The organism is Domibacillus tundrae, assembly GCF_000970675.1.
Lineage (GTDB): Bacteria > Bacillota > Bacilli > Bacillales > Domibacillaceae > Domibacillus > Domibacillus tundrae.
Window position 1 is genome coordinate 1 of record NZ_LAJA01000003.1, and the last position, 13,292, is coordinate 13,292.

General features: G+C 45.7%; 15 protein-coding genes. 1 reads left to right on the forward strand and 14 read right to left on the reverse strand.

Translation table 11 applies throughout. The annotated features are described in order from the left end of the window. Positions 1-28 precede the first annotated feature (28 nt). From fabZ to VQ00_RS04860, 7 genes are all read right to left on the reverse strand, one after another. Entirely contained in the window at positions 29-448 is a 420-nt protein-coding gene (gene fabZ / locus VQ00_RS04830) for a 3-hydroxyacyl-ACP dehydratase FabZ (protein ID WP_046179028.1), read from the reverse strand. A 14-nt stretch (positions 449-462) separates the two neighbouring features. Then, on the reverse strand, positions 463-666 hold the full coding sequence (locus VQ00_RS04835) for a DNA-directed RNA polymerase subunit beta (RefSeq protein WP_046179029.1): 204 nt from the start codon (positions 664-666) through the stop codon (positions 463-465). Between the two features lie 15 nt (positions 667-681). Continuing rightward, positions 682-1,470, reverse strand: a complete 789-nt coding sequence (locus tag VQ00_RS04840; protein ID WP_046179030.1) for a flagellar hook-basal body protein — start codon at positions 1,468-1,470, stop codon at positions 682-684. A gap of 13 nt (positions 1,471-1,483) precedes the next feature. Further along, entirely contained in the window at positions 1,484-2,284 is an 801-nt protein-coding gene (locus VQ00_RS04845; RefSeq protein WP_046179031.1) for a flagellar hook-basal body protein, read from the reverse strand. 140 nt (positions 2,285-2,424) lie between these two features. Then, entirely contained in the window at positions 2,425-3,429 is a 1,005-nt protein-coding gene (gene mreB / locus VQ00_RS04850; RefSeq protein WP_046179032.1) for a rod shape-determining protein, read from the reverse strand. Positions 3,430-4,164: 735 nt separating this feature from the next. After that, a complete protein-coding gene (gene spoIIID / locus VQ00_RS04855) occupies positions 4,165-4,416 on the reverse strand; it encodes a sporulation transcriptional regulator SpoIIID (RefSeq protein WP_046179033.1) in 252 nt (83 codons plus the stop codon). 121 nt (positions 4,417-4,537) lie between these two features. Continuing rightward, positions 4,538-5,200 (reverse strand): M23 family metallopeptidase, encoded by a 663-nt coding sequence (locus VQ00_RS04860; protein WP_172645543.1) that lies wholly within the window; start codon positions 5,198-5,200, stop codon positions 4,538-4,540. Positions 5,201-5,345: 145 nt separating this feature from the next. On the opposite strand from VQ00_RS04860, the gene VQ00_RS04865 reads away from it, so the two are divergent. After that, entirely contained in the window at positions 5,346-5,780 is a 435-nt protein-coding gene (locus VQ00_RS04865) for a VanZ family protein (RefSeq protein ID WP_052728339.1), read from the forward strand. A gap of 26 nt (positions 5,781-5,806) precedes the next feature. Here VQ00_RS04865 and spoIID read toward each other — a convergent pair whose 3' ends face one another. From spoIID to atpA, 7 genes are all read right to left on the reverse strand, one after another. Beyond that, positions 5,807-6,736, reverse strand: a complete 930-nt coding sequence (gene spoIID / locus VQ00_RS04870; protein ID WP_245618039.1) for a stage II sporulation protein D — start codon at positions 6,734-6,736, stop codon at positions 5,807-5,809. A gap of 122 nt (positions 6,737-6,858) precedes the next feature. Next, entirely contained in the window at positions 6,859-8,148 is a 1,290-nt protein-coding gene (gene murA, locus VQ00_RS04875) for a UDP-N-acetylglucosamine 1-carboxyvinyltransferase (protein WP_046179036.1), read from the reverse strand. A gap of 308 nt (positions 8,149-8,456) precedes the next feature. Next, positions 8,457-8,690, reverse strand: a complete 234-nt coding sequence (locus VQ00_RS04880) for a DUF1146 family protein (protein ID WP_046179037.1) — start codon at positions 8,688-8,690, stop codon at positions 8,457-8,459. A gap of 144 nt (positions 8,691-8,834) precedes the next feature. Beyond that, complete coding sequence (locus VQ00_RS04885) at positions 8,835-9,245, reverse strand: F0F1 ATP synthase subunit epsilon (RefSeq protein WP_046179038.1); 411 nt, start codon at positions 9,243-9,245, stop codon at positions 8,835-8,837. A 23-nt stretch (positions 9,246-9,268) separates the two neighbouring features. Next, positions 9,269-10,687, reverse strand: coding sequence for a F0F1 ATP synthase subunit beta (gene atpD / locus VQ00_RS04890; RefSeq protein ID WP_046179121.1), 1,419 nt, complete (start codon positions 10,685-10,687; stop codon positions 9,269-9,271). Positions 10,688-10,820: 133 nt separating this feature from the next. Beyond that, positions 10,821-11,681, reverse strand: coding sequence for a F0F1 ATP synthase subunit gamma (locus VQ00_RS04895; RefSeq protein ID WP_046179039.1), 861 nt, complete (start codon positions 11,679-11,681; stop codon positions 10,821-10,823). A gap of 79 nt (positions 11,682-11,760) precedes the next feature. Continuing rightward, a complete protein-coding gene (gene atpA / locus VQ00_RS04900) occupies positions 11,761-13,269 on the reverse strand; it encodes a F0F1 ATP synthase subunit alpha (RefSeq protein WP_046179040.1) in 1,509 nt (502 codons plus the stop codon). Between the last annotated feature and the right edge of the window lie 23 nt (positions 13,270-13,292).

Below are 13,292 nucleotides of genomic sequence, written 5' to 3' on the forward strand. Positions count from 1 at the left end.
ATTTTAAGCACCGCTTTTTTATTTCGTTTTATTCCAGCGCAAACATTAACTCTGCTTCGCATACAAGCTCGCCTTCCACTGTTGCCTTTGCTTTTGCTTTCCCGATTGAACCGCGCAAACGGGTCATTTCGACTTCAAGGCGAAGCTGATCACCCGGGACGACCTGACGTTTAAAGCGGCAGTTGTCAATTCCCGCAAAAAAAGCGAGACGGCCTTTGTTTTCTTCTTTTTTAAGCATTGCGACTGCGCCGACTTGCGCCAGTGCTTCAACGATTAAAACCCCCGGCATTACCGGGTACTCTGGAAAGTGACCGTTAAAAAATTCTTCATTAGCAGTCACATTTTTGATTCCGACCGCACGCTTGCCATCTTCTGCTTCGAGGATCCGGTCCACAAGCAAAAACGGATAGCGATGTGGGATTATTTCTTTAATTTCACGAATATCCATGTTGACACCCACCTTTAAAAAAGACTGTTTACGACTACATCATACAATTGAATCCATGTGTCCGCTTTAAATACTTCTATCGGGTCTCCTTGACCGATAATGCTGTATCCAATCAGCGCGCCAATAATGGCTGTCAGGACAATGAAAAATAATGAGATCATAAATCTGCCGAGGGGGGTGAGGCGGGTTTCTTTCCTCCGCTTCAGTTCATGTGCCACTAGTATCCTTCCCCTCTATCTAACCCCATTAATTAAGCCCAGCATTTGATCTGCGATGGAAATCGCTTTAGATTGAAATTGGTAAGAACGCTGCGTGACCATCAGATCACTCATTTCTTTTGAAAAATCGACATTGGACATTTCAAGCGTTCCGGCTTGAATGCCAGCTTCCTGCCGCTCTGCCGCATTTAAATTTCGCAAAATTTGATTTTGGGCTGTCGCCGGATTTTCCGGCAGTACAAACATACTTGCAGAAGCACGTTCTAAAAATTGCGGTTTGTCGACTTCGACAAGACCGAGAAGACCTGCTGCCTGCTTTTCCATATCATCCTCTGCCATAACGATCGGATTGTTGTTTTCATCAAGCACTGTATGACCTTCTGATGTAACAAGCATAACATTTCCCCCGCCTGCTGATGTAACGGAAAAAGAGCCATCACGCGTATAATGCACACGATTATTGCCTTGTTCGTCCTGCACGAGCACTTTAAAAAACTGATTTGGCTTCGTTAAACCAAAATCGAGTGACCGGCCTGTCTGCTCAAGATTTCCTTGTGTGCCGACCGTTTGCGCCTGCGCCATCATTGCACCAGTACCAAGCCGAATACCATACGGTGTCAGCCTTCCCATGTCTTCGTTTTCACGGTACATGTTGACAGTTTGCTGATGAATGAGATCCGCAAAAGTCGCGTGACTTCGTTTATATCCAGTTGTGTTTATATTCGCGACGTTGTTGCTGGTGACGTCCATCTTTTTCTGAAGCTGTGACAGCGTATTGACCGCATTAATCATTGTTCTATTCATGCTGCGCTCTCCTTTATGTGACACGTCCGATTTCATTTGCTGCTTTTTCCATGCTTCGATCGTATGCTGTCAGCACTTTTTGGTTCGCTTCAAACGAACGGTACGCCGAAAGCATATCAGTCATCGTCCGCGCCATATCAGTTGTTGATCCTTCTAAAAATGACTGCTGGATTGAAAAGACGGCTTCATCTGCGTCGAACGCGCTTGGAAGCGCCGCCCCATCGATCCGGTACAGTCCGTCACCTTCTTTGATTAAATCATTCGAGTTTTGGGCATATGCTACGCCGATTTGAGCGATAGCCTGACCATTTTCTGTAATTCGGCCCGATCCATCTACTTCAAATTGATCGGACGTTAATTGAATGCGTTCTCCATCTGTATCCTGAATATAAAAACCAGAAGCCGTCGTCAAATACCCTTCAAGATCTAGTGTAAAGTTGCCGTTCCGCGTATAGCGCGGTTCACCAGCCGCATTTTGAACCGCGAAAAAAACAGATTCTCCCTGAAGTGCTAAATCCGTCGTCAAACCCGTTTCTCTTAGATCACCTTGCCGGAAATTAGGAACTGTTTCCTGTAAATATACGCCAGTATTTAAAGAACCAATTTGCGGTTCAAAAGGCAAATTTAATTTATTTTCGACCGGTATAGACGTTTCATCGATTCGCTGCAGCAGCATTTCCGGAAAAGCTCTTACGCTCGTTTGGTCTGCTTTATAGCCCGGTGTATTCGCATTTGACATATTATTTGTTAAAATTTCAGTGCGCCGCTGCTGCGCAATCATGCCCGAAGCAGCTGTGTAAAAACCTTTAAACAACTTATTCACCTCATTTTCAAGCAGTAGACGCCGTCTTCATTATACAATAGGCACTATATGTATTAACAGAAAATAATAAGAAAATTACACAGAATGAGACGATATAAATAGAGCTGCTTTTGCTAAGCAGCTCTGTTGTATTATATCTTTCTTTTTCTGGAAGAAATTCGGTCCATGCTATCGAGCATAATACCTGTACCAATCGCCACACAATCCATCGGGTTCTCCGCAACGAAAACCGGTACTTTCAGTTCGTCCGCCAGCAACTGATCAATACCGTGTAATAACGCCCCGCCTCCTGTCAGCATAACACCGCGGTCAATAATATCCGCTGACAATTCCGGCGGCGTTTGTTCCAGCACCTTTTTGGATGCCTGTACAATTTGCGCAACAGATTCGCGCAGCGCTCCTTCGATTTCTGTTGAAGTAATCGTTAAGATACGCGGCAAGCCGGTCATGATGTCACGCCCGCGAATTTCCATTTCTTCATTCCGCGCATTCGGATACACTGTGCCGGCATTCAGTTTGATTGCTTCCGCTGTCCGTTCGCCAATTAACAATTTGTACTGCTTTTTCACGTAGTTCATGATATCCGCATCAAATGTATTTCCGGCCACTTTAATCGATTCAGCCGTAACAATCGCGCCCAGTGACAAAACGGCTACATCCGTTGTTCCACCGCCAATGTCTATCACCATGTTGCCGCTTGGCTCAAAAATGTCCATGCCGGCGCCAACCGCTGCCACTTTCGGCTCTTCTTCAAGATAAACGGTTTTCCCACCGCTTTTTTCCGCTGCTTCACGGATCGCTTTTTGTTCTACCGCTGTAATTTGCGTCGGGCAGCAAATTAAAATACGCGGCTTAGACAAAAATCCTTTTACATTCAATTTATTAATAAAATGCTTCAGCATCGATTCCGTTACATCAAAATCAGCAATAACACCGTCACGAAGCGGCCGGATTGCGACAATATTTCCCGGTGTCCGGCCAACCATTTGATACGCTTCTTCTCCAACTGCTAATACTTTATTCGTGCTGCGGTCCAGCGCCACAACTGAAGGTTCATTTAAAACGATTCCCTGTCCTTTTACATGAATCAAAACGTTGGCCGTGCCAAGGTCAATCCCGATATCTCTAGATAGCATATTCAATTCCCCCTGAATTTTCTTCATCTATTTTTCATATAATGTTAGGTTTTATGTTCCAACTACTTATTTTACCATATATTCAGGGGAGAATGGACGGTGAATATTCGTTTTTAACCATGCAAAAGGACGCTCATTGGAAACTTGAGACGTCCTTTTGTGCTTATCGAGCATAAACAAGCCACGAGCTCACAAGATATGGGTCACGAATGCGTTGCCGCAGGAAGCGGCGTTCTTAGCATTCGATCATTACAGTGTGCTGGTCCTTAGACCGGCCTCTTCCACTTTTGCTTCATCCAGTTCAGAGGCCAGGCTCTTGAGGTCACAAGTGTCAACGGCTATGCGGCAAAGAACGCCACTTCGCCGATGCCTCTTGTGCTTGTCGAGCCTAAACAGGCCTCTTCCACTTTTGCTTCATCCAGTTCCAGAGGCCAGGCTCTTGAGGTCACAAGTGTCAACGGCTATGCGGCAAAGAACGCCACTTCGCCGATGCCTCTTGTGCTTGTCGAGCCTAAACAGGCCTCTTCCACTTTGCTTCATCCAGTTCCAGAGGCCAGGCTCTCGAGGTCACAAGTGTCAACGGCTATGCGGCAAAGAACGCCACTTCGCCGATGCCTCTTGTGCTTGTCGAGCCTAAACAGTCCTCGGGTTCACAGGATGTGAATCATGAATACGTTGCCGCAGGAAGCGGCGTTTTTAGTATTCATTCTTACAAAAGTGGAAGTGCGCCAGTCCTTAGACCGGCCTCTTCCACTTTTGTCTGGTCGCTTCTCCTCCACGCAGGTGCCGGATGGATTTATGGTAGTGTAAAATATGTTCCACGCGGGCAGATAATTCTGGGTTTACGTTCGGCAGCCGCTCGGTTAAGTCTTTGTGGACGGTGCTTTTTGAGATACCAAATTCTTTGGCAATGTCCCGGACGGTTTTATTTGTTTCGACGATATGCTTGCCGGCCTTCAGCGCTCTTTCTTTGATGTATTCGCGCACGCACACGCCTCCTTCAACGGAAACGGGATGAGCGGTGTCGAATGGTGCGGCCACAGGTTTCATCGAATGAAAGTAGACCCATTTCTTTTTATTAACAATATGCGTATAGCCTGGGAAATATTCATTTCCATTCACTTATAGCTTTTCCATAGAGCGCAGATGGATTTAATAATTCGCCGTCTTTGGTCATTTCATAATGAACATGAACGCCGGCTGACTCATTTAAAATGCTTCGTCCGGCTTCTCCAATTTCTTGTCCTTGGCTGACAGTGTCATTTTTTTTCACTTGAATGTCCGTGATCGATTGAAATGTGCTGATCGCGCCGTTTCCGTGATCAATCTCGATGTAATTGCCGAGAAATGCGTCTTCGCGGACATCCGTAACCGTTCCCGAAAGCGGTGCTGAGACAGCAAACGTTTTTCCGTTTTCAAGAACATAATCGACGCCCGTGCTTTCGTAATACGTGTCGTTAAATACAACAAGCGCATCTTCCTGATCTCCTGATTCCGCTTTTTCATCATAAAAAGCGGTTTTCGCGACTGCTTCTTCAACGGCTGGCATAATCATTTTTTCCGGCGCTCCGCTGCCATTGACGCTTTCTGCCTGTTCATTAAATACAGTCGCATCTTCCTGCTCATCCGGCTTCATCACTTCATAAAACATGAGACTCGAAATCAATAAAATAGCACAAGCAAGATAAATCGCAGGCAAAGCCCGCCGCTTCATAAAAAAGTCTTTCAGTTTTGGGGGGAGTGTTTTTTTGCCGCCCTCTTTCATGGTCATCACCTCAAAAACCATTTTGGACAGGCAGATGATTTTTTATACATATGTGCCATAAAATTCCCCAAATCGTAAAAAAAACGCCACAAACGTGCCCGTTCGTATTGTAAGGAGGTGGTAAAATCAAAGAGGATGTGGAGGTGTGGTAGTGAAAAAAGGGATTCGGTTCTTATTGATGGCGCTGCCTGTTTTATATATGATTGCGATTTGGATCATGTCAGGGCTTCCGCACGATACAATTATGGATTTGCCGAATAATACAGTGGATTTATTTGTGAAAGAATCGCTTCACCTCGTTGAATTTGCGATTTTGTATGGACTCATTGCGCTTGCATTTTTGGCCAATGACAAATTAACGCCCTTTGTCAGTCTTGCTGCAGCGGTTTTTGCGTCTTTTTATGGGCTGGCTGATGAAATTCATCAGGCTTTCGTTCCATACCGGTCTGCGACGTTAATTGATGCGATTAAAGATGTAACCGGTGTAATTATTGCTTTTCTGGCTGTTAAATATATGTATTTTGAACAAAAATCACGAGTTGGCCGCTGGATGGATGGCTTTAGCGAATGGACACGTCCGCAATAAGAGCGGACGTGCTTTTCATTCTGTTTTCAGCGCTTCAGAAACGTCTGGACATCACCAATCACGGCTCCCGGGTAGTAATGGGCGGTAATGTCTCCATATTTCTTTCCTTCTTTTGCCATTCCATTTGCTCCATATTGGCTCATGCCGATGCCGTGTCCATATCCTTTTGTCGTGACGACAACATCTCCATCGCTTACCGTCATCTGAAAATCCGCAGAAGGAAGTCCGAGTGTTTCTCGTATGCTGCGGCCGGTAAATGACTTCCCATCAATGGTAATGGCTCCAATGCGGCCTCCCGTTGTTTTTTTAGTGATAGCACCTACACTACCTGATTCTGGAAGTGAAACACCCAGCTTTTCTTCGACTTCTTGTTTTGTCAAAACCACTTCTTGCTCAAAGTTTGGCGCAGCTGTATCCCACGGACTGGCGACGCTCACTAAATACGGCTCAGCTGACTGCCAGTATTCTTCCGCATTTTCTGTTTGCCCGTTGCCGGATGAAAAAAAAGCAGCTGTAATCGGCTTGCCGTTATATACGAGCACTTCACCTTCTGTTTCACGTGCGGCCGCTTCGATCTTGGTTTTGTTTGTCTCGAAATCTTCTCCCCACATCTCCTTCTGGTCTTCTTCGTCTTTAAACACTTGGTCGTCCACCGTATCTGTCACATCCAGCCCTTTTAGCGTTTGTGTTAAAATAAATGTCCGTGCGGCAACCGCTTGTGCTTTTAACGCTTCTTTTTCAAAAGAAGCAGGCATTTCCGCCGCCACCACGCCTGCAACGTACTCTTCAAGCGGAAAGGATTCTGTTTTTTGCGTATCCGATCGGACAACATCGACTGTCGGCTCCTGCACGTCCGGTGTTGTTTTATTTTCTGTGAGTAATAGACCTGCGGCAGGGATAGCAATCGCAGCGATGACAATAAATAAAAATGTGTATAACGGCTTTTTCAACAAAATTCCCTCCTTGCTGTATAAAAAGGGATATGCCCGACTATACTGATTATGACTGAACGTAAAAAAACCGCCTGCACCTACAGACGGTTTTTGTAAAAAAATAAAATAAAGAATTAAGAATGAATTCAGCTCTTCACCGCGACTGGTGTATCTGCTGTTTCCGTTACACGCTCAATATCTGCACCAAGCGCTGCAAGCTTGCCGTGGAAGTTTACATATCCGCGGTCAAGATGCTTTAATTCTGTGACACGTGTGTAGCCATCTGCAACAAGACCGGCTACGATAAGAGCTGCTGCAGCCCGTAAATCAGTTGCTGCAACTTCTGCACCCTGCAGGTCAGCTGGACCGTCAATAATAACCGAACGGCCTTCAATTTTTGCATTTGCGTTCATACGGCGGAATTCTTCCACGTGCATAAAACGATTTTCAAAAACAGTTTCCGTAATGACACCTGTTCCTTCAGCTTTCAGCATAAGTGCCATCATTTGTGACTGCATATCTGTTGGAAAACCAGGGTGAGGCATTGTTTTAATATCGACCGATTTCATCTTTTCAGGGCCGATGACACGAACGCCATTATCTTCTTCAATAATTTCAACACCCATTTCACGCATTTTAGCGATCAAAGATGACATATGTTCTGCAACAGCGCCTTCGACGAGAACGTTTCCGCCTGTAATCGCTGCGGCCGTCATGAATGTGCCTGCTTCAATACGGTCAGGAATGATGGCATGTTCTGCACCTCTTAAGACTTCAACACCTTCAATACGAATCGTTTCTGTTCCGGCACCGATTACTCTGCCGCCCATTTTGTTAATGAGGTTTGCAAGATCAACGATTTCCGGCTCTTTTGCCGCATTTTCAAGGATGGTTGTGCCTTCTGCAAGAGCAGCTGCTGTCATAATGTTTTCCGTTGCCCCTACACTTGGGAAATCGAAGTAAATTTTTGCGCCTTTTAAGCGGCCATTCGTTTCCGCCTCAATAAAGCCATTTTCAACACGTACATGGGCACCCATTGCTTCAAATCCTTTTAAATGCTGATCAATGGGACGTGAACCGATCGCGCATCCACCCGGCAATGCCACACGTGCTTTTCCGTTCCGTGCCAAAAGTGCACCCATAACTAAAACAGAGGCGCGCATTTTGCGAACGTATTCAAATGGAGCTTCAATTAAAAGTTCTTGTGTTGCATCAACTGTTACCGTATTGTTTTCAAACGTTACTTCACAATTTAAGTGGCGTAATACTTCATTAATCGTATATACATCGGATAAAGTAGGTACATCACGAATGACACACTTTCCTTCTCCTGCAAGCATGGTTGCTGCAATAACTGGCAGCACCGAGTTTTTTGCACCTTCAACTTTGACGGTACCGTTCAACTGACGGCCGCCGCGGACGATAATTTTGTCCAAACTGTTCCCCTCCGCGTCCTTTTCTATTATACATATTCAAATCAGTGGACTGACGTTCCAGCCCTGTCCAATGTCTTTTTCATAACTTCGACAAAACTTATTAAAGTTTACCATCCTAATCGCGCGTTTCACAAGTGAAATTTAGCACATTTTGTAGAGAATTTGTGAAATTATTCAAAAAACCACCTTTTTTTGTTTTCCCGTCTTATCAGGTAACAAACCCACAATGAATGTTTTTTCACAAAGTGTCTCCATCAAATTTAAATGATTTTCCCAGAAAAGGCAAGTACGTCAGTGCACGACTTGAATTAAAACAGTAAGGGAAGCTGACGAGCCCATTGCAAATAGTTTAAAAAGAAGCTGCTGACCGCTGACCCGATGGCAATCGAAAGCAGCAGATAAAGCATACGCGCCTGTGCAACTTGATTTTTGCGAAAAAGCTGGTCGAGCCGGAGCGATTGTAATGCCCAAAACGATAAGCCAATGCAAAAAAGGCTGAGAATCATGCTGATCAATGCTTCTTGTCCAAATGATTCAATCACGTCATTTCTCCTTTTTTATGTTGTGGTTGGTCACGAACATGTAAATTCGTTCACGCGCGTAGACTTTGATCGCGAAACGAAGTCTAGTTATTCATTAAAAAAGAAAAAAGCTGCCCGATCGTCACAACCGATGGGCAGCATTTTTTATAGTTTGCCTTCGTATACATTAACGCGGTTAATCGCACGTTTCAAAGCTAGTTCGGCACGTTTAAAATCGATGTTTTCTTGTTGTTTGCTTTGCAATAGCTGCTCAGCACGCTGCTGAGCTTCTTTTGCACGGGCAACATCGATGTTCTCCGCTTTTTCAGCAGCTTGCGCTAATATCGTTACCTGATCCGGACGAACTTCGAGAAAGCCGCCGCTGATAGCGACCAATTCGGATTGCTTGCCGTCCGTAACCAACCGGACAGCGCCGATCTGCAAGGGAGCGACCATCGGGACGTGGCCGGCCATAATGCCGAGCTCACCGCTTTGTGCTTTCGCACTAACAAGTTCCACGTTCGTATCTACGACCGGACCGTCAGGAGTGACGATATTGACGTTAAATGTCTTCATAGCTAAACCTCCTGGTCCCTATATTAGGCGTTCGCACCCATTTCTTGTGCTTTTGCCACAACTTCTTCAATGCTGCCGACCAAACGGAATGCATCTTCAGGAAGATTGTCGTGTTTGCCGTCCAAAATTTCGCGGAATCCGCGTACTGTATCTTGTACTTGTACGTAAGATCCTTTTTGGCCTGTAAACTGCTCCGCCACGTGGAAGTTTTGTGAAAGGAAGAACTGAATGCGGCGCGCGCGCGAAACCGTCAATTTATCATCCTCTGACAATTCATCCATACCAAGGATTGCAATAATATCCTGCAATTCTCTGTAACGCTGCAATGTCTGCTGTACAGAACGTGCGACGTTGTAATGCTCTTCTCCAACAATTGCCGGTGAAAGGGCACGTGACGTTGATGCAAGTGGATCTACCGCAGGGTAGATACCCATCTCAGAAAGTTTACGCTCAAGATTCGTTGTTGCATCCAAGTGAGCAAATGTTGTCGCTGGAGCCGGATCTGTATAATCATCGGCTGGGACATAAATTGCCTGGATTGATGTAACAGAACCTACGTTAGTTGATGTGATACGTTCCTGAAGCTGACCCATTTCTGTTGCCAATGTCGGCTGGTAACCTACCGCTGACGGAAGACGTCCAAGAAGGGCTGATACTTCAGAACCCGCTTGCGTGAAACGGAAGATATTATCGATAAAGAACAGTACATCCTGCCCTTGATCATCACGGAAATATTCAGCCATTGTCAAACCAGTTAAGGCAACACGCATACGTGCACCCGGCGGCTCATTCATTTGTCCGAATACCATCGCTGTTTTCGCGATAACACCGGAATCACTCATCTCGTGGAAAAGGTCATTCCCTTCACGAGTACGCTCTCCAACACCGGCAAATACAGAAATACCACCGTGTTCCTGCGCAATGTTGTTGATCAATTCCTGAATAAGTACTGTTTTCCCTACACCGGCACCGCCGAAGAGACCGATTTTACCACCTTTAATGTACGGGGCAAGAAGGTCAACAACTTTGATCCCTGTTTCCAAAATTTCAACTTCAGTTGAAAGCTGGTCGAATGTAGGCGCCAGGCGGTGAATCGCATCACGGCGGGCTCCTGCTTCGATTGGTGCTGCAAGATCAATTGGTTCACCAAGTACGTTAAATACACGACCAAGTGTGAGATCTCCAACTGGTACTGAAATCGCGCTTCCTGTATCCACTACTTCCTGGTTACGCTGAAGGCCATCCGTTGATGCCATTGCAATCGCACGTACAGAATCATCGCCAAGATGCGTAGCGACTTCGAGCGTAAGTTCAGAAGCTTTGCTGCCGGCTTCTGAGCCGATTTGAACTTTCAAGGCGTTGTAAATGGCAGGAAGCTGACCGTTTTCAAACTTAACGTCAACGACCGGACCCATGACTTGAAGAACGCGTCCTTTGTTCATCATTTTCCCTCCTGTTTTGTTCAATTGCATTTGAATTGTATAATGATCAAATGCTAATTTCGCGGCGTCAATCGCCACGTATTTGCGACCTGCTTCTTGTAGGTCATGGACAAAAACCGCCCGCTTTATGTTACTATTCGAGTGCGGCTGCCCCGCCGACAATTTCCGTAATTTCCTGGGTAATTGCTGCCTGACGCGCACGATTGTACTGAAGTGTTAATGCACGGATGAGCTCTTTGGCATTGTCGGTTGCACTTTGCATAGCCGTCATACGCGCCGCGTGCTCACTCGCTTTTCCGTCAAGAAGTGCTCCATAAATTAAGCTTTCTGCATATTGAGGAAGCAATACTTCAAGAATTTCTTCTGCGGAAGGTTCGAATTCATATGAAGAAAGGCGGCCGCCTGACGATTCGATATCCGTCAAAGGCAATACTTTTTTCATGGTAACGTCTTGCTGAATGGCATTGACGAAATGACTGTAGTACATATAAAGTTCATCATATGCGCCTTCTGAGAAAAGATCGACGGTTTTACGAACGATCTCTTTTACATCAGCGAAAGACGGTTGATCTGGAAGACCTGTGACGCTTTCAATGGCTTCAATGCCGCGCATGCGGAAAAAATCCCGGCCAACGCGTCCAAGCGCAATGACAACATACTCGTCTTTTGACGTATGACGCTCTTGAATTTGTTTGTAAACAGAACGTAAAATGCTGCTGTTATAAGCTCCCGCCAAACCGCGGTCCGATGTAATAACAAGGTACCCGGTTTTTTTAACGGGGCGGGAGACAAGCATCGGATGTGTTACATCTTTACTGCCGAGCGCGATTGACGCAACAACTTCCTGAATTTTATCCATATAAGGAACAAATGATTTTGCATTTGATTCCGCACGGCTCAATTTAGAAGCGGATACCATTTGCATGGCTTTCGTAATCTGACTCGTCTTTTTCGTCGATGTAATACGTGTTTGTATATCGCGTAACGATGCCACTTTCTCTCACCACCCTTTTTGTGTTTGATGACGCAGACAGGGCGGACGTCCGGTAGACGGTACCGCCCTCATGCTGCTCTTATTCGGATTTCACAAACGACTTTTTAAACTCGCTGATTGCTGCTTTCAATTCATCATCAGACGGAAGTTCTTTCGTTGTGCGAATATGATCGTACACATTTGTGTGGTTTTTATCGAGCCAGTGTAACAGTTCATCTTCGAAACGAGTGATATCTGAAACCGCAATATCGTCAAGGTGGCCGCGTGTCAATGCATAAAGAATGACAACCTGGCGCTCAACTTTAAGCGGTTTGTTTAAATCCTGTTTCAATACTTCAACTGTACGGGCACCACGGTTTAGCTTCGACTGCGTAATCGCATCAAGATCTGAACCGAACTGTGAAAATGCTTCAAGCTCACGATAAGCGGCAAGGTCAAGACGCAGTGTACCTGCTACCTTTTTCATCGCTTTAATTTGTGCGGAACCACCAACACGTGATACAGAAAGACCCGCATTGATCGCCGGACGTACACCGGAGAAGAACAAGTCAGACTGCAAGAAGATTTGTCCGTCTGTAATTGAGATAACATTCGTTGGAATGTAGGCGGAGATATCCCCTGCTTGTGTTTCAACGAATGGAAGTGCTGTAATCGAACCTGCACCAAGTGTATCATTCAATTTCGCTGCACGCTCAAGAAGGCGTGAATGCAAGTAGAATACGTCACCAGGATACGCTTCACGACCTGGAGGACGGCGAAGAAGAAGGGAAAGTTCACGATATGCAGCTGCTTGTTTTGAAAGATCATCATATACGATCAAAACGTGTTTGCCGTTAAACATGAATTCTTCTGCCATTGATACGCCTGTATAAGGCGCAAGGAACAACAATGGAGCTGGTGAAGACGCCGACGCTGTTACAACGATTGTGTAATCAAGCGCACCGTGTTTGCGAAGTGTTTCCACCGCATTACGGACTGTTGATTCTTTTTGGCCAATCGCAACATAGATACATACCATATCCTGGTCACGCTGGTTCAAGATTGTATCAATTGCAACTGTCGTTTTACCTGTTTGACGGTCACCAATGATTAATTCACGCTGTCCGCGGCCGATTGGCACGAGGGCGTCAATTGCTTTAATCCCAGTTTGCAACGGCTCATGAACCGATTTACGGGCCATAACGCCTGTTGCCGGGCTTTCGATTGGACGTGTTTTCGTTGTATTGACTGGACCAAGACCATCGACTGGCTGACCAAGTGAGTTTACAACGCGGCCGATTAGCTCTTCGCCAACCGGTACTTCCATGATGCGGCCTGTGCGGCGCACTTCATCGCCTTCTTTGATCCCAGTATAAGGACCAAGAATGATAATACCTACGTTGTTTTCTTCCAGGTTTTGAGCCATCCCCATGATGCCGTTAGAGAATTCAAGAAGCTCTCCCGCCATGACGTTGTCGAGGCCATGAGCACGTGCGATACCGTCCCCAACCTGGATGACAGTACCGACGTCGCTAACTGTAATGTCGGACTGGAAGTTTTCAATTTGCTTTTTTATCAGCGCACTGATTTCTTCAGCTTTGATGCTCATGCATGTCACCCCTCAGTTTCTTC